Source organism: Lactiplantibacillus sp. 7.2.4, from assembly GCF_018991185.1.
GTDB classification, from domain to species: domain Bacteria; phylum Bacillota; class Bacilli; order Lactobacillales; family Lactobacillaceae; genus Lactiplantibacillus; species Lactiplantibacillus pentosus.
On the sequence record NZ_JAGYGS010000018.1, the window covers coordinates 24,165 to 44,363 of the forward strand.

18 protein-coding genes are annotated in these 20,199 nt (G+C 47.7%); 11 read left to right on the plus strand and 7 right to left on the minus strand.

The window, feature by feature from the left end; all coding sequences use genetic code 11:
• The first annotated feature begins 31 nt into the window (after nucleotides 1-31).
• Nucleotides 32-1,792, plus strand: coding sequence for a thiamine pyrophosphate-binding protein (locus KGF70_RS07740; protein ID WP_216748402.1), 1,761 nt, complete (start codon nucleotides 32-34; stop codon nucleotides 1,790-1,792).
• An 80-nt stretch (nucleotides 1,793-1,872) separates the two neighbouring features.
• Here KGF70_RS07740 and KGF70_RS07745 read toward each other — a convergent pair whose 3' ends face one another.
• Nucleotides 1,873-2,781, minus strand: coding sequence for a proline-specific peptidase family protein (locus tag KGF70_RS07745; protein WP_216768261.1), 909 nt, complete (start codon nucleotides 2,779-2,781; stop codon nucleotides 1,873-1,875).
• 638 nt (nucleotides 2,782-3,419) lie between these two features.
• Between KGF70_RS07745 and KGF70_RS07750 the strand changes: the two genes are divergently transcribed.
• The gene (locus tag KGF70_RS07750; RefSeq protein WP_105920615.1) at nucleotides 3,420-4,409 is read left to right on the plus strand and encodes a biotin--[acetyl-CoA-carboxylase] ligase; all 990 of its coding nucleotides are present in this window, start codon (nucleotides 3,420-3,422) and stop codon (nucleotides 4,407-4,409) included.
• Between the two features lie 421 nt (nucleotides 4,410-4,830).
• On the plus strand, nucleotides 4,831-6,813 hold the full coding sequence (locus tag KGF70_RS07755; protein ID WP_213472043.1) for an acyltransferase family protein: 1,983 nt from the start codon (nucleotides 4,831-4,833) through the stop codon (nucleotides 6,811-6,813).
• 185 nt (nucleotides 6,814-6,998) lie between these two features.
• Here the strand turns inward: KGF70_RS07755 and KGF70_RS07760 are convergent, their stop codons facing one another.
• Nucleotides 6,999-9,437, minus strand: a complete 2,439-nt coding sequence (locus tag KGF70_RS07760) for a Xaa-Pro dipeptidyl-peptidase (RefSeq protein WP_216768262.1) — start codon at nucleotides 9,435-9,437, stop codon at nucleotides 6,999-7,001.
• Between the two features lie 133 nt (nucleotides 9,438-9,570).
• On the opposite strand from KGF70_RS07760, the gene KGF70_RS07765 reads away from it, so the two are divergent.
• On the plus strand, nucleotides 9,571-9,978 hold the full coding sequence (locus KGF70_RS07765) for an OsmC family protein (protein WP_050339082.1): 408 nt from the start codon (nucleotides 9,571-9,573) through the stop codon (nucleotides 9,976-9,978).
• Nucleotides 9,979-10,171: 193 nt separating this feature from the next.
• Here KGF70_RS07765 and KGF70_RS07770 read toward each other — a convergent pair whose 3' ends face one another.
• Nucleotides 10,172-10,474 (minus strand): hypothetical protein, encoded by a 303-nt coding sequence (locus KGF70_RS07770; protein WP_021336718.1) that lies wholly within the window; start codon nucleotides 10,472-10,474, stop codon nucleotides 10,172-10,174.
• Nucleotides 10,475-10,760: 286 nt separating this feature from the next.
• Entirely contained in the window at nucleotides 10,761-12,164 is a 1,404-nt protein-coding gene (locus KGF70_RS07775) for an amino acid permease (RefSeq protein ID WP_216768263.1), read from the minus strand.
• Between the two features lie 345 nt (nucleotides 12,165-12,509).
• On the opposite strand from KGF70_RS07775, the gene KGF70_RS07780 reads away from it, so the two are divergent.
• The 3 genes from KGF70_RS07780 to KGF70_RS07790 all read left to right on the plus strand — a co-directional run bounded on the left by KGF70_RS07780 (nucleotide 12,510) and on the right by KGF70_RS07790 (nucleotide 15,491).
• Nucleotides 12,510-12,980, plus strand: coding sequence for an alcohol dehydrogenase (locus KGF70_RS07780; protein ID WP_050339079.1), 471 nt, complete (start codon nucleotides 12,510-12,512; stop codon nucleotides 12,978-12,980).
• Nucleotides 12,981-14,211: 1,231 nt separating this feature from the next.
• Nucleotides 14,212-15,021, plus strand: a complete 810-nt coding sequence (locus tag KGF70_RS07785; RefSeq protein ID WP_152705839.1) for a pyridoxamine kinase — start codon at nucleotides 14,212-14,214, stop codon at nucleotides 15,019-15,021.
• A 53-nt stretch (nucleotides 15,022-15,074) separates the two neighbouring features.
• Nucleotides 15,075-15,491 carry a bis(5'-nucleosyl)-tetraphosphatase gene (locus tag KGF70_RS07790; RefSeq protein ID WP_021336720.1) on the plus strand — a complete coding sequence of 139 codons (417 nt, stop codon included), beginning with the start codon at nucleotides 15,075-15,077 and terminating at the stop codon, nucleotides 15,489-15,491.
• A gap of 82 nt (nucleotides 15,492-15,573) precedes the next feature.
• Here KGF70_RS07790 and KGF70_RS07795 read toward each other — a convergent pair whose 3' ends face one another.
• A complete protein-coding gene (locus KGF70_RS07795) occupies nucleotides 15,574-15,723 on the minus strand; it encodes a hypothetical protein (RefSeq protein WP_003637935.1) in 150 nt (49 codons plus the stop codon).
• Nucleotides 15,724-15,872: 149 nt separating this feature from the next.
• Here KGF70_RS07795 and KGF70_RS07800 point away from each other — a divergent pair, with 149 nt between their 5' ends.
• From KGF70_RS07800 to KGF70_RS07815, 4 genes are all read left to right on the plus strand, one after another.
• Entirely contained in the window at nucleotides 15,873-16,454 is a 582-nt protein-coding gene (locus KGF70_RS07800; RefSeq protein WP_216768264.1) for a guanylate kinase, read from the plus strand.
• A 109-nt stretch (nucleotides 16,455-16,563) separates the two neighbouring features.
• Nucleotides 16,564-17,007 carry a Fur family transcriptional regulator gene (locus KGF70_RS07805; protein ID WP_003637937.1) on the plus strand — a complete coding sequence of 148 codons (444 nt, stop codon included), beginning with the start codon at nucleotides 16,564-16,566 and terminating at the stop codon, nucleotides 17,005-17,007.
• A gap of 140 nt (nucleotides 17,008-17,147) precedes the next feature.
• A complete protein-coding gene (locus KGF70_RS07810; RefSeq protein ID WP_216786429.1) occupies nucleotides 17,148-17,633 on the plus strand; it encodes a hypothetical protein in 486 nt (161 codons plus the stop codon).
• 3 nt (nucleotides 17,634-17,636) lie between these two features.
• A complete protein-coding gene (locus KGF70_RS07815; RefSeq protein ID WP_216768267.1) occupies nucleotides 17,637-18,455 on the plus strand; it encodes a DUF6681 family protein in 819 nt (272 codons plus the stop codon).
• A 724-nt stretch (nucleotides 18,456-19,179) separates the two neighbouring features.
• On the opposite strand, the gene KGF70_RS07820 is transcribed toward KGF70_RS07815, so the two are convergent.
• The gene (locus tag KGF70_RS07820) at nucleotides 19,180-19,806 is read right to left on the minus strand and encodes an HAD family hydrolase (protein WP_088769940.1); all 627 of its coding nucleotides are present in this window, start codon (nucleotides 19,804-19,806) and stop codon (nucleotides 19,180-19,182) included.
• A gap of 131 nt (nucleotides 19,807-19,937) precedes the next feature.
• Nucleotides 19,938-20,168: a hypothetical protein gene (locus KGF70_RS07825; protein ID WP_050339071.1), complete on the minus strand. Its 231-nt coding sequence runs from the start codon at nucleotides 20,166-20,168 to the stop codon at nucleotides 19,938-19,940.
• Between the last annotated feature and the right edge of the window lie 31 nt (nucleotides 20,169-20,199).

Below are 20,199 nucleotides of genomic sequence, written 5' to 3' on the forward strand. Positions count from 1 at the left end.
GTTGGCTTAAATGTTGAAGGGATGGGATAAAATGACAAAGATGATTGCAGGACAGGCGCTAGTAAAGGTGCTAGAAGCATGGGACGTTGACCATATCTACGGGATTCCCGGCGGTTCGATCAACCATACAGTGGAAGGCCTGTACCTTGAAAAGGCACACATTGACTATATTCAAGTGCGGCATGAAGAGGTTGGCGCATTAGCTGCGTCTGCGGATGCGAAGTTTACTGGCAAAATCGGGGTCTCGTTTGGCTCAGCTGGTCCTGGTGCCACGCATCTATTCAACGGTCTGTATGACGCCAAGATGGATCACGTGCCCGTCCTGGCATTAGTTGGTCAGGTCCCACAGGCGACCATGAATACGAATTATTTCCAAGAAATGGACGAAACGCCGATGTTTAGTGACGTGGCAGTATACAATCGGACGGTCACGACGGCTGCTCAGTTACCATACGTCATCAACCAGGCGATTCGTGAAGCCTATCGTCAAAAGGGGCCAGCTGTGGTTATTATTCCTGAAAATCTCTCAGCAGAAGAAATCGATTATGAACCCGTTTCAACGCCAAATACGGTCTCTGATACGTTTGAACAACGAGTCGACCCGCAAGCCATTACGGCAACGATGAAGCTCTTGAAAGCGGCTAAACACCCGCTAGTTTACGCCGGTCGTGGACTGTTAGGCGCGAAAGCGGAACTGGTTAAGTTTAGCGAACAGTTCAATCTGCCGGTGATGAATACGGTCCCAGCAACGGGGGTTATCCCGACGAATCATCCGAATGCGATTGGGACGTTCGGACGGCTCGGCTCCAAATCCGGCTTTGAAGCGTTACAACACGCTGACCTGATTTTATTCCTTGGTTCAGAATTTCCATTTGCGAGCTTCTGGCCTAAGGGTATCAAGATTATTCAGGTCAATAATAATTCGTTTGATATTGGTAAGATGGTCCCAATCGACTACGCGGTCATCAGTGACGCGAAGGCTTATCTGCAAGCGATGATCGACACTGGCGAAAGCTTGCCCGAAACGGCGTGGTTAACGACTAACCGGCAAAACAAGCGCAACTGGGATGACTGGCTCAAACAACGGGCTGCGGATGAATCCGATGGCCTGGCCCCTGAAGCAGTCATGCAAAAGGTCGCCACGATGGTCGGTCCGCGGGATACGTACGGTGTTGATACCGGGAACGTCTCTGAATGGGCAGTCCGGGGCTTACCGATGGACCACGAGCAGCGGTTCGCATTATCCGGCCTATTTGCCACAATGGGCTTTGGCCTACCAGCAGGGATGGCCGGTGCGTTGAGTGTGCCTGATAGCCAAGCTTGGAGTTTCTCCGGTGACGGTGGTTTTGCAATGGTCGCACCAGATATTATTACGGAAGCTCGTTACGGTTTGCCGGTCATCAACGTCATCTTCAGTAATCAGCGGTTTGGCTTCATCTACCGGGAACAAGTCGACACGAAGCAGCATTTGTATGGCGTTGATTTGACCGATGCGGATTGGGCCAAGGTCGCGGACGGCTTAGGTGGTATCGGCTTCACCGTTCAAAATAACCAAGAAGTCGAGGACGTCTTTGACCAGATCAAACAACTGCAGGCTAAGGGCAATCGCAAACCAATCGTGGTCAATGCCGTTATCAAGAACGACGACCCAATTGGCACGGCTTATATGCCACTGGACCCACAGTTATACGGTCAAGAAGCGGTCGACGAATACGCCAAGGCCAACCACATTGATATTGAGCAACAACCGTCATTAGGCGCGTTACTACGGGCGCAGGGCGATAACCTGTAAACGTGAGGACAAGCCGAGGATGGCAAAAGCCACGAACATTTTTAAATGCTCGTGGCTTTTTATCGTGGTGATAAAATTAATTATTTCTGATTAAAACTACCATCTTCAACGTCGCGGATGAACTGCTTCAAATGGTCAAAGTAGACTGGCGCGTTGTCGATCATGTGGTGGTGACCACCATTTGGCGTGGTGACGAGCCGTGAATTTGGAATGTCACGGGCCATCCGCCGTGCTGAAGCAAGTGGCATCGTTTCGTGTTCACCAAAGGTCAATAGCGTTGGCACCTTGATGTTGTGAATCTGGTCGCGAATGTCCCATTCCTTTAATTTACCGGTGATGACGAATTCATTGTCACCTTGAAAGGCGTTGTAGACCGGGGTCGCGGTCGTATTGATTAAGTGCCGAATGGAAGCGGGTTGCTTACGATCAACGTAGCCGGCGTTCAAAACGTCGATGTATTTCTGGTATTGTGGATCGTCCCAGTTGCCTTCCGCTTCTTTTTGCTTCATGTAGGCGACAGCATCAGCAGGTAGGGCTTCTTCACGACACTTGTTGACGTTGACGACGTATTCTTCGATGTTGTCGACCATGCTTGAAATAATCGCACCCTTTAAGTGTTGGCCATATTTCAACGCGTACATCATCGTGAGTGCGCCACCCCATGATTGCCCAATCAAGTAGAAATTGTCGAGACCTAATTTTTGCCGGACTTCTTCAACTTCATCCAAGAAATAGTCGTAGGTGAGGTATTTCTTAGCGATTTCTGGATCGGAGTAGTCGGGTTGGTCGGAGTACCATGAGCCCAGTTGGTCGTACATCGAGACTTGAACGCCCAAGTCTGAGAGCTCTTCACCGAAGTTTTCCCAGTATTCGTGATTGCCACCAGGGCCACCGTGGAGGCAGAGTAATTGAATATCGCCTTGTCCCTGCGTGTTCGTCCATAAATGGTAGCCATTATCTAACGTGATGATTGTTGTTCCTTGCTTCAAATGATCACCCAATTTCCTATATATTAATTGTTATCTTACCACTGTTAAGTCAGTAGGGTCAAAAACGGTTGACGGTTGGATTTAAGCCGACAGTAGAAAGTGGGAGCGGCTGCAGTGTTGGTAATGAAGTGCAATTGTGCGTTGGTGTTAATTCGGGAGTCTCGCTGAGTCGGCGATGTTGACCAGTGATCATTTCTGATAACTTGCTGTTGGGTAAACGGGGACGCTAGTAGGGGTAAATATTACTTAGAGTTATAACCAGCATAATGCAGGTTATATAATAGAAGAAAACGGATTCAATTTTGAACTCAAGTGTTCGAAAGAAAGCGTTTAGGTCGAATTGATGACGTGGCCCTCAAGTCGACATCAGTGCTGAATCGTTCGCAAGTAGACGAACCGGAATCGGTGGGCTAGTGCAAGTTGCGGATTAAATTTTTTATACCCGCGACAATCCGTAACTGCACGGCAATCGCCACAAAAATTGTGTACAATTGATTTGACAAGCGGTTACATTTTCAGCGATAATAAGGAAACTGATGATTGTAGGAAAATGTAATATTACATTTTTAGGAACCAATTGCAGTTGGTTAACCGATATGAAATAATGGGTTAACTAATTAGAAATGAGTGCGATCAACATGTCAAATCAAGAGACCATTTTACGCTTGTTGATTCAAGCCGCCCCGGACTATTGCTCCGGTGAATGGCTCGCGCAGCAACTCGCCATCAGTCGACCTGCAGTCTGGAAATGTATTCAGCGACTGCAGCTCAGTGGACATCAGATTGAAAGCCGGCATTACCGTGGTTATCGGTATCTAATGTCTAATCAGTTGAGTGCGCCCGTCATCGAACAGGGCCTGCGCGACCTGCCACCATTTAAGTTGATCGTTCGTTCGACGGTTGATTCGACCAATCGAGACGTCAAACGGTTGATTAGTCAAGGCGTCGTGACTGTTCCGACCGTCGTCATTGCGGATACGCAGACGGCGGGGTACGGACGGTCTGGACGGTCATTTTATTCACCGGGTCAGACCGGCATTTATCTGAGTATCGGCTTGCCAATCAACGACCAAGCGTCCTTTGATGCGGGGCTGTTGACGACGAGCACCGCTGTCGTGGTCGCACAGACCTTGCAACAATTGTTCAAGGTACCGGTTGCGTTGAAGTGGGTCAATGATGTGCTGGTCAATCAACACAAAGTTGTCGGTATTTTGTCGGAGGGCACGACTGATCTAGAAACCGGGCAAATGGCTGCAGTAGTCATCGGTATCGGTATCAATCTAACCACTGCGGCTTTTCCGGATGAGCTAGTGACGAAGGCGGGGGCGGTGACCACGGGCACTACGGATGTCACTCGTAATCAGGTCATTCAAGTGTTACTACATCGTTTCTTTACCAGTTATCCGACGTATCAGCGTGGTGATTTCATGGCTGAATACCGCCGACTGTCGATGGTGATTGGTCAATCGGTGGCGTTAGCCAGTGGGCAACAAACGTACCAGGGCCGTGTGCTCGACATCGATGACCGCGGGGCGCTAGTGGTGCAATTAACTAGCGGTCAGGTCCGCCACTTTACTTCCGGCGAGATTACCAAGGTCAACCTGCAGACTGGTGGTTATCGCGGTTAGCGGGTTTGTAAAACTAATTAATAAATTGATCAAACGAATGCGGATAATATGTAAAAATATTTTTGTATTCAATGTTTTACGGCTTCATACTGTTGTATAGTAGTAGTTAGTGACTGATTATGACAAGACGGTTAACTACCGTTAAATTCAGTACTCAGTCAGACGTACCAACCTTAAATTGTTGATAGTATGGGAATGACAAAGGATGAAGTAAAGGACTGACGTCGATTTTAGTTATAGTGTGATTAAGTTGGGGATTATATACATTTAACCAGCATAATAAATAAAGTGGTTAATAAAAATAATTAATGAATTTTAATTAATGCTGGTCATTGCGGGCGTTTACATATTATAGTAAAGGTACCGGGACGCTAGTTGGGTAAGTTAATCATTGAGAAACAATTCAAGGGGTAATCGAAATATGAACGAAAATTTGCGGAGCGTAAATATGAGCCGAACAATGAGTCGGATGAACCGACACCGGATGAATCCACGGCGCTACATAACGGGTTTTGATGGCATTCGGACACTGGCAGTGCTAGGGGTGATTATTTACCATTTAATGCCAGCATCGTTGCAAGGTGGCTACTTAGGGGTGCCCATCTTCTTCGTTGTTTCTGGTTACTTGATCACTGATATTTTATTACAAGATATTTTAAGTCGTGGCCATGTTCGAATCTGGCGCTTTTTAGGTCACCGGATGCGGCGGCTATATCCGGCGTTTGTCACGATGTTGTTGGGGACCACGGCGTATATTACCTTGTTTCAGCGGTCGTTACTGACGAATATTCGGGCGACGGTCCTGACGAACTTGGTCTACGTCTACAATTGGTTTGAAATCAATCACGGACAAAGTTACTTTGATCGGTTTAATGGTGAATCACCATTTACCCACCTGTGGTCACTATCGATCGAAGGACAATATTATTTATTCTGGCCATTAATTATTGGTGTATTAATGGTGATTTTCAAGAAACGCTCCCGGGTCTTTTGGTTCATGATGATTGCAGCTGGTATTTCAGCCATTACGATGGCGCTGTTATATGACCCAGCGAACACGAACCGGGTTTACTACGGTACTGATACGCGGATGTTCGCCATCCTATTAGGTTCCGGATTAGCCTTTATCTGGCCTTCACGTGAGTTGTCAGCTGACATTGCGAACATCAATCGGGTGACCTTAGACATCGTCGGTGGGGCTTCGTTAATTGCAATTATTTGGATGTTTTTCCAGATGTCTGGTCAATCTGACTTTACGTATCGCGGCGGGATGTTGATTTTCACGATTCTATCGACGATTTTGGTAGCGACGGTTGCGCATCCAGCCAGTCACTTGAACCGCGTGCTGACCAATCCGCTATTTAAATACGTTGGTCAACGGAGTTATGGGATTTACTTGTATCAATTCCCAGTGATGATTTTTTACGAATCCAAGGTCAAAAACATCGGCGATCACTTGTTGCTGAATAGTTTGATTGAAGTCGCCTTGATTTTGATCGTGACAGAATTGAGTTATCGCTTTATCGAAAACCCAATGCGTCACTACGATTACAGTCGCTTGTTAGTTGATCTTCGCGACTTTATCCGGAAGCCAAAGTTCAACCGCGTGACGACCGCCATCACAGTTGTGACGACCGCCTTGTTCGTGATTACTGCAGTCGGCTTCGTCCAACAACCAAGCAAGGCTGAAGCTAACAAGAAGACTGAGTTGCAGAAGACGATTGCTGCTAATTCTAAGGCTGCGGATAAGAAGAACGCAGCGGCTTTGAAACGGCAAAAGGCAGCTCAGGCTGCGGCCGCTTCACATAAGAAGGTTGCTACCGAGAAGATGGAAACCAAGCAGGCTGAAGCCAAGTTATCGTCGAAGCAGAAGCAAGTTGAAAAAGAATACAGTTTGAAGCCACAAGTCGTTTTAGCAATGGCGGATACTGATTTGACAGCGATTGGGGATTCAGTGCTCCTGGATGTTTCCTCTGACTTACAGGACGTGATTCCTGGGACCGTTGTTCAAGGTCGGGTCGGACGCCAGGTCACGGAAGTTCCTAGCATCGTCAATTCATTGAAGTCGCAAGGTCAACTTGCCCACAACGTCTTGCTGAACATCGGGACGAATGGGACGGTTACTAACGATCAAGCCGAACAGGTCGTTAAGCTGATTGGTAAGGACCGGCAGATCTTCTGGGTCACCGCGCACGTACCAACGCAAAGCTGGCAGAATGCGGTTAACGCACAAATCGAAAAGACGGCCAAGAAGCATCCAAACGTTCACGTCATTGATTGGCATGCGCGGGCTTTGAATCACAGCGATTGGTTTGCCGCTGACAACGTTCACCCGAATAACACTGGTAACGTTCAGCTTACGAACTTGATTGCTAATCGGATTGCGGAAGTTAATAATAACTAGTTTGAGAAATCCAGCCTACCATGATGGGGGCTGGATTTCTTGTAATTTTCGGGGCACTAATGGACCTGGCCGTGGTCGTGGGCCCCGAACCTGTTTGCTAATGATACCGAGTAAAAATGAATTTGCACCATGAAAAAACGTCCCCTTCAGAACACGCACGGTAGTCTGGAGGGAACGTTTTTCAATTAGTGGCTTTTCTTAAGTGGCACATGTAAACGAATATCATTTAAATTCAGTGAGTACTGGAGATCCTGGTTGCCACGAATCGTCATCTTCATGTCGGTCGCGTAAATGACCAGCCCCAGTTGGTGCCCCTTGAGTAGGTGGTGGAACAGGGGTTGAAGGTCGACCGCAAAATCATAGAAGACGTTGGGTTGGATGGCCTCGGCATGCCATGGTTGATGGCGGTTTTGTAGATTGAGGTGACCCTTCGTAATCATCTTGAAAGGCGTCTCGCCAGCTAGCTTGAAGTCTTTCAAATCGTCTTCGCGCCAGTGGTAGCCTAAGTCCAGTGCTTTCGCTTCCAAGACTTGCGGGCTGACGGTCAAGCGCCGTGCTGCGCCAAAGTCGATCAGCATAAAGCTCAGCATCCCGAAGTTTTGATTAACAGCGACGGACCCTTCGATGTGTGGCACGCCAACTAGCAACTGGTCATCCTCGGCTTGCCAAGATTTGAAGAGCAACCGGTGGTCATAGAGCGGATTCAACTTATCTTCTTGCAACAAGTCACGTTGCCAAGCATCCAGATGATGTTTGTAGTGGTCAAAGAGCTTGTCCGGCAACTTATCTGTAAAGTGGGCAGCCCGTTGGTCGACGGTGTGGTCAGCGGGCACCAGCTCCTTATATTGCACCTTAAAGTCAAGTGCGTCGGTCGTATCTTGCCACCAGTTATCGTAGCCATGCCAAGTCTGCGCGGCCGTGTTGTCCTGAACGAGGACGTTTGGCAGGAGTGCATCGGCGTGGTTATCCAAATCATATAATTTATGACTCAACCATAAATTCATCATATCGGTGAAATCAAGTGACTGTAAATTATTGATATAAATATGTTGGCCCTGATGTAGAATTAATTTTTTAGTGACGGGGACCTGCTGGAGTTTATCCCAGAGGTTCGCCACGTTACGCGGTTTGACGTTCCAGTCGTTCAGTCCGTGGACCATCACGATGTCTGCCTTGATATTGCCGACATTTTTGAGATAGTTCCGTTCGTCCCAGAAGCGGTTGTAGCTTCCAGTCGCGCGGTCCTGGTCACGAGTCAGTTCGGCAAGTTTTTGGTCAAACTTGGCCTGGATTTGATGCGCGTCACCGGCTTTTAAGCTCCGAGAAAAGACTTCGGCGGCTAACACATCGGTATCTTCACCTTGGAAAGTATCGGGGGCAACGACGAGCCCGTTATCGCGGTAGTAGTCGTACCAGCTGGAAATGGCGGCTTCTGAAATAATCGTCTTAAGGCCATCAACACCGGTAGTGGCAGCCGCAGTGGCGAGCGTGCCGAGGTATGAACGGCCAGTCATCGCCACGTTGCCATTGCACCACCAAGCGGTAATCGCCACGTCACCATCGCGATTGGTGAATGCTTGACGTTTGCCAGTCAACCATTCGATAATCGCCACGGTCGAGGTGGTTTCATCCACGTCACCAGTCGGGGCCAAGCCGTCGGAATCAATTGAGCCGATTCCAGCCGCATACACGACGGCAAATCCGCGGGCTAAGAAGTAGTCGTTGAGGGTGTAGGACTTCTCACGACTAAAGGTCTCTTCAGCGGTCGTGGTCGTACTTTCAGGCGTCCGTGGTGCGGGTAGTGATGTTTGTTCAGGTTGGTATTCAACGTCGGCATACGTATTGTCATCCGGTTCCTTAGCGGTTAACGGCACGTCGACGTTGTGCATTTGAGCTTCGCCAGCGTGGTCGTTGATCCCTTGGTTGTAAGGACTAGCCGTGTAAAGTACCGGCACTTTTAGACCAGTGGCGGTTTCGGCCGGGCGTAAGATCTCGACTTTGAGTAAATCACGCTGGCCGTCGTGGTCCGTATCGAGTGGTGCTTCAACGTAGACCACTTCACGAATCAAGGTATTGGTATCAAAGACGGCTTGGGCTTTACCATTGAAAAACAAGGGCTTTTGTTCGTTCGGTAATTGATAGAACGGGACAAAATAACCGCGGGTCGTTAAAGATTCAATTAATGTTTGGCCATGGTTGCCACGTGTATTGAGTAATAAATACCAGGCGTAATAAAGTGATTCACGGTCAAAAGCGGTGTCACCAACCATTGGTAAATGAATGTCACGCATTGCCAGCAATGGGTCAGCTAAGTCAAAGTCTTGGCCCGGCAAAAAACCGAGCAATTGCAGGCCGACGTTATAAAAAACTTGATTATTGACGATGGTCGCGTCAGCTAACCATTCTGTCAGGGTCTGCTGACTGGTGGCCATGATATTGTTGAATTTATGTTTGAGGCCACTAGCCGTGTGAACTTCTGGTAAGCTCTTCGCCAACAAGGCTTGATAAACGGCAGGCACAGTTGTGAGCGCCGTCATTTCAGGCGTAATAAAGTGTATTTTTTGGAGTTCGGCAATTGCTGCTTCCGAATCGGTGGGCACAATTGCAAATTGATTATTTTTCATAAGTAAATTCCTCATTAAGTATTATTAGCAATATTATACCGCTAATTATGTCAGAACCAAGGTTTCTTACTGACAAGTTTGTCAGGTTGTGGTAGGTTGAATGCAAAGTGAATTATCTAATGGAGGAATCAACATGGCAGAGTTTCCAATTCTATATCAAACCCAGGCAGTGAACGAAGACGGCATCCAAGGGCAAGCCTATGTGCCAGACGGGTTACAAGTATCAGTTTCGAGTCCACTCAAACCGGTCGCCGGCACTAATCCGGAACAACTGATTGGTTTAGCGTTGAGCACTTGTCTGAATGCGACCTTAGAGGCCATCGAAAAAGAACACGGACAAGCGCACCAGAGTAAAGTCGTAACGACGATCAAAATGTCCCGTGACCGTTTTGGCTACCAATTCTTCTTGGACGCAGCGGTGACGATTCCAGAGGTGGATGCGGCGACCGCCAACCATTGGATCGAAATCGCGGAGACCCGTTGCCCAGTCGCCAAACTAGTGGGGGCATCCGCTAACGTGACCATCCATTTGGCCGAGTAAGCGCAGGACGTGAGTTAAAGCGATCTATTAGTCAGAACTGCACATTAGTAATAGCAACATTCAGTCCAACCAACACCTTAGTAAAAGCAACGTACTTAGTCAAAATCATACAATCGTCACAATAAAATAGCAATCAAACAAAACATGGCTTGTGCCGCAACCCGAATTGGTCGCAGTGCAAGCCATGTTCAGCTTAGTGCTGTGAATGCAACTTCATCATCAAGTGGTGTAAGGCTGGCATTTGGCAATGGTGGTCCGCCATCGTCGTTTGAACCTTGTCAACTTGTTGTAAGGCGAGCTGCTTGGTCTTTTCACGCTCGATTTTGAGCTGCTTGCTTAGTGCCCGTGACTTCCAGAAGCCGTGGACGCCAATCGCAACTGGGACAATGTGCAAAGCCGTCGTAACTGGAATCAACCAGGGATTCTGTTTAAATAGCTGTAGGACCTGGGTATGGTGTTCGTGGAGATTCTCGTGAATAAGTTTAGGTGTCAACATCGAATCACGCTCCTTTATCATTAACGCTATCATACCTTAAAATGCAACCGTTGTCATTGATGCGCTGAAATTACCTTAAGACGCAAAACCGCTCGTTTCAAAGTCCGGGATGACTTGAAACGAGCGGTTTTATCTTGTCAGTATCAATGTGTCTGTTGGTGCGCTTGTTCTAGCCTCTGAGGTGAACTGATAACGTTGGAAATATTTAAACGCACGCATCAATCATTACCAGTTTGACATGAACGGGTACTGTTTCCAGCAGGCCAAGCCTAGCATTCACAGTGCCCTAAGCTTCGTCGTCCGCCTTATTCATACGACTATGACGGATACCGTAACCGAAGTAGATGAGTAGACCGAGCACGAACCAGGCTAGTGATGCGAGCCAAGTTTCGGTTGAAAGTTGGGTCATCATGAAGAGGCACAGTAACCCCGAGATAATTGGTAAGACCGGATAAAATGGCACCCGGAATCCTTTGATCTGGTTAAGCTTGGGATTGCGCCGTAGTAACAAGATACCGAATGAAACGAACGCAAATGCAATCAGTGTCCCGATGTTAACCAGGTTAGCGAGTTGGTCGAGTGGAATCAAACCACCGAGAATCGAAATGACGATCGTCACAGTCAACATGGCGTTTTTAGGCGCGTGATGTTTGTCAATTTTACCTAAAAACTGGGGTAATAAGCCGTCCCGGCCGATGGAATAGAGTAGTCGTGAACTACTGTAAATCATCGTGATCATCATAGTGAACATCCCGGCGAGGGCCCCAATCGAGATGATGCCGGCAACAAAGTTCTGATGAACGAGTTGCAATGCGAAGGCAACGGCATCGTCCACATTGAGTTGTTTGTACGAAACCATCCCAGTCAACACGCCTGAAACTAAGATGTAGAAAATCGTACAGATCACCAACGTCCCAATAATCCCAATCGGCATATTGCGTTTGGCATTTTTGACCTCGGCGGCGGATGACGAGACGGCGTCAAAGCCCAGGTAGGCGAAGAAGACGACCGCCGCTCCTTTTAGAATTCCCATGCCGCCAAATGGTGCAAATGGCGTCCAGTTGCTTGGTTTGACGTAGAATGAACCGACCAATAGGAATAACACGATAATGGCGAGTTTGACGACCACGATAATATTGTTCAAACGAATCGAAGTCTTTAAGCCGGTGTCAATGATCCAAGCAATCAAACAAACAATTAAAATTGCGACGACGTTAATGTAAGTGCCGTGAGCCGGGTCAAACGAACCAGTAATGGCTTTCGGCAACTTGAGTCCGAAGCCAGCAATGAACGAATTGAAATATGCTGCCCAACCGACTGCCACCGTGGCGACGGCGAGCACGTATTCTAGGACGAGGGCCCAGCCGATGATCCAACCAATCATTTCGCCGTAGACGATGTTGCCGTATGAGTAAGCCGAACCGGCAATCGGCAGCACCGAAGCGAATTCAGCGTAGCACATTGCGGCCACCGCACAGACGATGGCGGCTAGGACGAAGGATAAAATGATGCCGGGGCCGGCCTTAGTTGCGGCGACTGTCCCGGGTAGAATAAAGATACCAGTCCCGATAACGGCACCGATACCCAGCGCAATCAAGTCGACTGCTGAGAGGGTGCGTTCAAAATGACTGTCTTTTTGTAAATAGCGCTCTAAATCTTCTTTTTGGAAGATGCGCTGGAAAATCCCCATAACATGGACCACCTTTTTGGTTATTTGTAACAGTTGATTGTCATTATCGACAATTTACCATGCTCATATGATACCGTGGTTGATTATTAAAAGTCAATTAGAACTAACACTTTTTATTCTTAATAATTAAGGAAGGTTCCGCTGGTTTTGCTGAACCGCCAAGTTATGACGGCAAAAATTAGCTGATGACGGATAGTTGCTAGTTGATAAACACTGTCTAAATACAGTTAAGACCAGTGATTATCAAAATCTAAGCGAAGTTAATACGTTAAACTGTTAAATCGATACGCTAAAGCTTATAATATTGTTATCAATAGCGTTTATTTCAAGAATGGTGGGATTAAAATGGCAGCGGCAATCGATATTACCGGGCAACACTTTGGGCGGTTAACAGCGATGTATCGGGCAGGACGGGCGAAAAATGGCAATGCCCTATGGTTTTGTCAGTGTTCGTGCGGGCGCACTTGTGTCGTAGATTCTTACGTTTTGCGCCACGGCAAGACGCGGAGTTGTGGCTGCTTGGCAGCTGAACAGAGTCGGCGCAATATCTTCAATAATCCGGAAGTCGTGTCACGGATGGGTGATCCACGGAATTTGAAGATTCATGACCATCACACGGATGTGAGCTCACTCAAGAAGTCCAAGCGCAACACGAGTGGCGTGGTTGGCGTGAGCTACGACAAGCAGTCGCATTCGTGGGTCGCACACTTTTACTTTAAGGGCCACTATGTCCTCAACAAGCACTTTGACCATTTTGAGGATGCCGTGCAAGCCCGGCGCGCGATTGAGCAACAATATTTGTTACATCAGGAGTAAATAACTAACTTGTACAGTTCTGGAGAACATCCGACTAATGAGGGGCGCGGAGGAAGGGCCTCTTTTTCGTGTTTGGTCAAATGCGTGATTTGTTAAAAGCAGCCAGCTTAGAACCGCTGGAAAATACAGCGAATTCTGTGTAAAATCGATGGATAGGATCGTCCTACGCCGGCACCCAGGCATTCTGGACAATGGTTAGAAACGTAATGGGCATAGATTGAAGCCGCCAAACCACGTCTTAAATACTGGTCTTTCACGTTGGTTGCAATATGGATGAAACGTGCTCGGGTCAGACTGGGACTTCCGGTTAGCTACGCCAAAACGCCAAGCGGAAGTGCACCGTTAACGCTCTAGCTAGGCTAATCCTCAGTCCCAATCCATCTGAACCTCACAGGCTGAGAAGCATTTAGCCTTGCCCAAAATACCTTCCAGCTGGGATAATATTCGAAAGGCGGAAATTTGCGGACCCAACTCTCGATGAACTGTTCGTTAGTTCATAGTAGACAGTCATTTTGATATTTAACGGTCAGACTAGTTTTCAGTAACATCGAAATTGCCTATCCGTATTTTTAGTCCGCATCACTGAACATTGACAGAACTTTCTCTCGTCGACATAGCTGATAAAGCTCTAGATTCGCCACAAATGGCTATTTTATCGTTTCATCGTAAATGTAGGTTAAGCAGTAATCTTCAAACGACTTTACCGGTAAATAAGCATCATCAATATAGACTCAAAAGTTTGCTTGAATGACCAGCCACCTAATATTCAGTGGTCAATTGTACCTGGTTAGGTGGCCGTTCATCCGCCATTCGAGTGGGTTCCCGACTGTCCGGCCCGCCGGACAATGCTCAAGGGCGAAATTCTTCTTGTCCGGGTGGTCTTCCCGGGCTAGAAGAAGACTCGTATTTGAAATTGCGCAGTGGGTTTCTGCGTGAGTTCAAATCGATGTCCGCCCTGTTCCAGCGTTGTCAGCCGGCCCCGGAAGTCGGACTAGGGCGCGCATCGGCTGACGAACAGGAATCCAGCTAATTCGTTCTGTTTCCAGCGGTTCTCAGCTGGTTGTTTTTGAACTTAGCTATTTTATAGTAGTGACGCTTTTCAGATGAGCGTTTCACCCCATGATTGCTTTGAAATCCAATCAATTCGGTGCAGGCGGGTTACAGGGTGGTTGAGTTCTGATAGAATAAGCACTAAACAACTTATTAGAAGGAGGCGACGTCCGTGTCAACGATGTTAGTTGTCGAGGATTTATCAGCAGTTGGGGGAATCTCGCTGAGTGCGGCTTTACCGGTGTTAACGGCGATGCAATACGAGGTCGCGGCATTACCGACTAGTTTATTATCAACGCATACAAGTGGTTACGGGACACCAGCCGTGGTCGACTTAGCGGATTGGTTGCCACGGGTTTTTCAACATTGGACGCAGGCTGAACTGAAGATTGACCAGGCGTTGATTGGCTATCTAGGCTCGGTACCGCTGTGTCAATTAGTGACGCAGTATTTGGCCCAACAACCGTTAGACTTATTAGTGGTCGACCCAGTTTTAGGCGACTTAGGCAAACTGTATCAGGGCTTTGATCAGCAGTATGTCGACGCGATGCGCGATTTGATCAAACACGCGGATGTCATTTTACCAAATACGACTGAAGCGGCGTTGTTGACGGGGATGCCGTATCAAGAAAATCCCGATTTAACGGCCATCTTGCCAGCGCTACAACAGCAACTAAAGCCCGGGGCACATGCGGTTATTACGGATGTCCAGCGGGGTAAAGAGATCGGCTGTGCGTGGCTAGATGATCACGGCGCGGTTCAATTCTATGGTCAGCCACGGTTACCCGGTCACTATAATGGCACCGGCGACACGCTCGCAGCGGTGATTGCGGGACTGTTAGGGCAGGGCGTCGACTTAGCGGCTGCCTTGAAGCGGGCCAATCAGTGGTTGCATCTTGCAGTCGCCGAAACGATTGCGCAGCAACGAACAGATGAGCGTCAAGGGATTGCCTTGGGCCAACTGCTTCGTGCAATTTTGAGCGTTCATTGAGCCTGGAACATGTTATACTAAGACGTAATTCATAATTAGGAAGGTGCGACTTCATGAGTACAGAAGTAGCAAGTGGCGCGGTCGTCTATCAGCAAAAAGACGGTCATCCCGCTTATTTATTATTGCAGAGCGCAACAAGTGATTTCTGGGGTTTCCCTAAGGGGCACGTTGAAGGCAACGAGACTTTAGCGGAAACAGCCAAACGCGAAATTCGTGAGGAGACGCAGATCGACGCGACATTGGACACGAATTTTAAAGCGTACACGGAGTACGATTTACCAAACGGCAATTTGAAGCAAGTGACCCTATTTGTCAGTGAAGTGCCGAGTGGCGTGGTGGTGACGCGGCAAAAAGCTGAGATCAGTGCGATTGGCTGGTTTGACTATGCCGCAGCCCGCGAACGACTGACTTACGATAACTTGAAAAAAATGCTGGACCAGGCGAATGCGTACATTGAACAACACCTGTAAGCCTGAACGAGCGTAAAAAAATTACTGGTGCCGTCGCATAAACGGTACCAGTAATTTTTAAACAACTTTTTTTAGATGTGGCTTAGGCCTGAGTTTTTAAGTTTGCAACTGCATCTTCGATTGTTACGCCTTCAGCGAACAATTCTGGATGAAGTTTGTCAGTTGCAACAAACATTTGGCGTTGCGTATCTAAAACAATGCTGAACCAGCTATTCGTTTTTTGAAATTGCATATGACAAAACTCCCTTCTGAAAATTGTTGGTTTGCTACGAGATGCGTGAATCATCTATTTGAACCTTACAATCTCGTTACTATACTCGGTTTACCGAGCTAACGCAAATGAAAAGCTTTACATGGACTAAAAATGGAGGTTAATTTACTTTGACAAAGCAACGCATCTTTGTGATTACTGGCCCGACTGGGAGTGGCAAGACAACGGTCAGCCATTACTTGTGGTCGCAGTATCAGATTCCGCAAGTTATCACTCATACCACCCGGGCACCGCGAGAAGGCGAAGTGAGTGGCCGTGATTATTACTTTGAAACGCCGGCTAGTTTTGCAACCAAACATTACCTCGAACACGTCACATACAGTGGCAATCAATACGGGTCTTCACGGGAAGGCTTAGCGGCCGCCTGGGAACGCTCGCCATTAATTAGTATCGTCTTGGATACCGCGGGCGCGATTACTTATGCCCGTGAGTTAGGTGAGCAAGCCGTCGTGATTTACCTGGAAGTTGCGGACCAAGAAGCACTGATTGAGCGGTTGACTAAGCGTGGTGACCAACCAAGCCGGATCCAAAAACGGGTCGCCAGTGAGGAATATTTACGGGACCAAGCGTTGCCAGCCGGGTTAGTCGGGCACGCACACGTGATGGTCAATGATGAGTGGCAGGCCACACAACGTCAACTGGACCAACTAGTGGCAGAGTATGGTGCGCCGAATGCCGTTTCTAAGGACTAGCTCGTTGGATTCACCGGGCAACAAGATTCACTTTTATGGGTGACTATGCTAAACTAAATAGTAATGATTATGATTTAGTCGAGTCCTGGTCGGTAGGAGGCAACAAGCAATGGAAACACCAATTGAACAAGCCGTCGCGATTTTACGCCGTAATCAACTCAAGATTACCAAGCAGCGGCAAGCACTTTTAGATTATCTGGTCACCTATCAGGACCATTACGTCGCCATCTCGGAAGTTGATGAGCATATGCGCACGCTATTTTCAGGGATGAGCCACAATACTATTTATCGAAATATTAAGGAATTTGAAACGTTGGGCCTACTCGAATTGAAAGCCCAGGCGAATCAGACGCTCGTGAAATATCAATGTGACTTCAAGCACCAGCACCATCATCATTTTGTGTGCTCGAATTGTGGCAAGGTCACGGAACTCGAGGCTTGTCCGCTGGATGAATACGAAGCGCAACTGCCTGGTTGCACGATTACCGGGCATCGAATCGAGATTTATGGGTTGTGTGCGGACTGTACGAAAAAACAAGCGTTGAATAGCTGACGAAAGGTCGGCTTTTTTTATGGCGGCTGGCGGTAAAGAGTTTATTAATTTGGGTTGGAATTAGTGCATTCTACCCGTGAGCATGGTTTAATTATAGATTAGAAAGAATAACAGGAAAGCCTCAGAAGGGAATGACAGCGATGGCTTATCGAACACCACCATTTATTTCACCATTTGCAATCGTGTCGATCGTTTTAGCGCTCGGCGCAACCAACGTGGTCGTTAATAAAACCACCCATACTGTGAATGGTGCCAAGGCCAGCAGCAGTGTCGTCAAAAGCTCGTCAGCGACTTCAAGCAGTGCGAAGAAGGCCGCTGATGATAGCTCCGATGAAAGTAAATCCAAAGACAAATCGAGTTCGGATTCATCCACGGATGATGAAGATAACAACTCAAGTAGCAGTAGTAGCGCGGACAAGACCAGCAGTACGTCGAGTTCGACGACGGATACAAGTTCTAGTACGACGGATGACGACGATGCTTCAAGCAGTAGCAGCAGTGCCGCCACGACGACGGATGATGACGATGATGATAGTTCATCGACGACCTCATCAAGTGCAACGACGACGTCCAGCTCGACGACCACACAGTCAGCGACGACGACTACTGACGACGGGAGCGAATAGTGAATGTTTAGTATTTTAGATATGATTAATCATGCGTTGGGGTACGTCAACGTCAATGTTAAGATTAAAAATCAAATTTATATTGGCATTGGTATCGCTGGTAACCTGTATTTGGGCTACGTCGCCATCCGCTTGATGCAAAACGGTGCGTGGTTACGCGGTATCCTCTACATGTTAGTCTTCTTGGCGTTGATTTACTTTATTACGTTAAACGTGATTTATTACTTTACTAATAAGACAGCCAAGTATGATTTATCACCGAAAATTGAAAAATTGTTAGGCGGTAAAACTAAGGAAGCGTTGGCTGCTGAACAGCAAGCGCAAAATAACCAGCAACAACCCTACATTCCGGCCAATGGGATTTTTGATGGTCAGGAATTATTGCCGGCCACGGTCAAAACGTCGCATATCGAACAGGAAAATGTGCATCAAATCGTCGATCAGTTGCAAGCGGCTAATATCGTGCGGTTGGATTACGGTGGCATGAGTGATGATGCGGTCATCCAGCAGGCCCAAGCAACCGGCGAACCGGTATATGCGATTGGGCAGGGGATTCAGATCCCATTTTCACAACTGAAATTGGAAAACCATCGTTTGGTCATCTATGCGGGTATCAACCAGATGGACCAGTCACCAGTCGGGCATATTACGAAAGTCGGCTTGACGGATGTCCACGATGCCCATGAGGACTACAAGCTGTATCTCGCTTCAACAGTGATCACGGGCGGCATGAGCAAAATCGCAGGTCGGACCTCAGCCATCGAGCAGCCAGGTGATTACCAGGTCACGGCGCAGGTGGCGTATGAGGATAGGCAAGAATAAGAGTGGTTCTAAAGGCGGTTAGTTTGTGAGCATTAACGGTAAAAGGGCTATCATCCTGGGCTTGGATGATGGCCCTTTTATTGTTAAGCGGAACAAACTGCCTTTAGAACCACGTTTCGGCCATCTAGGTAGAGCGGCTGGTCATCCGGTTTTTGGATGATTAGCGGAACAGGGTTAAGCGGAACTGACTGTGGCTTTTAGCACGTTTCGACTGTAAAGATAGAGAGCGGTAGGTAAAAGGGTTATCATCCCGGGCTTGGATGATGGCCCTTTTAGTGTTAAACGGCCCAAACTGCCTTTAGAACCACGTTTCGGCCATCTAGGTAGAACGCGGTTTGGTCATCCGGTTTTGGGATGATTAGCGGAACAGGGTTAAGCAGAGCTGGCTGTGGCTTTTAGCACGTTTCGACTGTAAAGATAGAGAGCGGTAGGTAAAAGGGCTATCATCCTGAACTTGGATGATGGTCCTTTTAGTGTTAAGCGGCTCAAACTGCCTTTAGAACCACGTTTCGGCCATCTAGGTAGAACGCGGTTTGGTCATCGGGTTGTGGATGATTAGCGGAACAGGGTTAAGCGGAACTGACTGTGGCATTTAGCACGTTTCAATGTAAGCAGTAAATCACAAGTATTCAAAAGCGCGCAAAAACCGGTAGCTATCTGAATTCAGATAACTACCGGTTTCGTCTTAGTTAAGCAGGATAACGAATTTTTAACTGACCGTCGATTACTTAAAGAGTTCCAAAATATCCAATGGTTGTTCAAATCGGTGCGCCACATGCACGTGTTCCGCATTCGGGTCCATCCCCCAGGAAGCTAAACCAAAGTCGACGTTGGCAGCGTGGGCCGTTTGTTCGTCACTCAGCGAATCGCCGATGAAGAGGGCGTTTTCTGGCGCAACGTTGACCATGCCGAGCGCCGTCAACAATGGCTGTGGGTCAGGTTTACGCCGTTCAGTATCGTCGGCACTGATAGTCACGGTCATCCGCATCATGAACGGATAATTGCGCATGCCGCTTTCAAGTTCATTGCGACGTTGTGAGGTCACGATACCGAGGCGCAAGTCCGCAGGCAGTCGTTCGAATAAGGTCGTGATGCCTGGATAAAGGTCGATTTCATCGTAATGACTCGCCATCACATCTTCATACTGTGCCTGAAAATGGTCGAATTCACTGGCAGCAATACCGAGCTCAGCCATCGCTTGTTCAGCGGCCATCGGAAAAGTCTTTTGGGCCTGCGCATCGCTGAACGGTTTGCCATAGGTTGCCAAAACTTCCCGCATCACCGTCGTATAGGCTGGTTGACTATTCGTTAACGTCCCGTCAATATCAAACATCAGTGCCTGGTAAGTCATAATAATCGGTCCTTCCAAAGTGGATTTACTCTCAGTATACCAAATTGACCCTTGACAGTGCTGACAACAACCATTATAGTTAGATTAACAATTGATGAGGAGCTAATGATATGTCATTACCGTTAAATTCATTAAAATCTAGAACTAGCTTTTACTTTTGGTATTTTCGCTAGTGTTTGTGCCCGCTGCTTAGGTGCAAACACGAATCCGATGTTTGCATCGATGCGGTTGCCAAAAGCATTTTGTGATTTAACGGCGCCCATGGATGTTTGAAAATTCCAAGGGTGGCTAATAATTCTGTATTTGCGTTGTCGCGCACCCTTTGAATTTTCAGAGGGTGCGCTTTTTTCGCTCTGATCCAAGCCGCTTCCACCAACTAAACTTAACTAAAAT

Excerpts from the sequence above, each read along its gene's own strand:
- KGF70_RS07760 (WP_216768262.1), bottom strand. The coding sequence starts at position 9,437 with ATGAAAAATAATCAATTTGCAATTGTGCCCACCGATTCGGAAGCAGCA.
- KGF70_RS07810 (WP_216786429.1), top strand. The coding sequence starts at position 17,148 with ATGGCTTATCGAACACCACCATTTATTTCACCATTTGCAATCGTGTCG.
- KGF70_RS07815 (WP_216768267.1), top strand. The coding sequence starts at position 17,637 with ATGTTTAGTATTTTAGATATGATTAATCATGCGTTGGGGTACGTCAAC.
- KGF70_RS07775 (WP_216768263.1), bottom strand. The coding sequence starts at position 12,164 with ATGGGGATTTTCCAGCGCATCTTCCAAAAAGAAGATTTAGAGCGCTAT.
- KGF70_RS07780 (WP_050339079.1), top strand. The coding sequence starts at position 12,510 with ATGGCAGCGGCAATCGATATTACCGGGCAACACTTTGGGCGGTTAACA.
- KGF70_RS07805 (WP_003637937.1), top strand. The coding sequence starts at position 16,564 with ATGGAAACACCAATTGAACAAGCCGTCGCGATTTTACGCCGTAATCAA.
- KGF70_RS07790 (WP_021336720.1), top strand. The coding sequence starts at position 15,075 with ATGAGTACAGAAGTAGCAAGTGGCGCGGTCGTCTATCAGCAAAAAGAC.
- KGF70_RS07740 (WP_216748402.1), top strand. The coding sequence starts at position 32 with ATGACAAAGATGATTGCAGGACAGGCGCTAGTAAAGGTGCTAGAAGCA.
- KGF70_RS07755 (WP_213472043.1), top strand. The coding sequence starts at position 4,831 with ATGAACGAAAATTTGCGGAGCGTAAATATGAGCCGAACAATGAGTCGG.
- KGF70_RS07770 (WP_021336718.1), bottom strand. The coding sequence starts at position 10,474 with ATGTTGACACCTAAACTTATTCACGAGAATCTCCACGAACACCATACC.
- KGF70_RS07785 (WP_152705839.1), top strand. The coding sequence starts at position 14,212 with ATGTTAGTTGTCGAGGATTTATCAGCAGTTGGGGGAATCTCGCTGAGT.
- KGF70_RS07795 (WP_003637935.1), bottom strand. The coding sequence starts at position 15,723 with ATGCAATTTCAAAAAACGAATAGCTGGTTCAGCATTGTTTTAGATACG.
- KGF70_RS07820 (WP_088769940.1), bottom strand. The coding sequence starts at position 19,806 with ATGACTTACCAGGCACTGATGTTTGATATTGACGGGACGTTAACGAAT.
- KGF70_RS07750 (WP_105920615.1), top strand. The coding sequence starts at position 3,420 with ATGTCAAATCAAGAGACCATTTTACGCTTGTTGATTCAAGCCGCCCCG.
- KGF70_RS07765 (WP_050339082.1), top strand. The coding sequence starts at position 9,571 with ATGGCAGAGTTTCCAATTCTATATCAAACCCAGGCAGTGAACGAAGAC.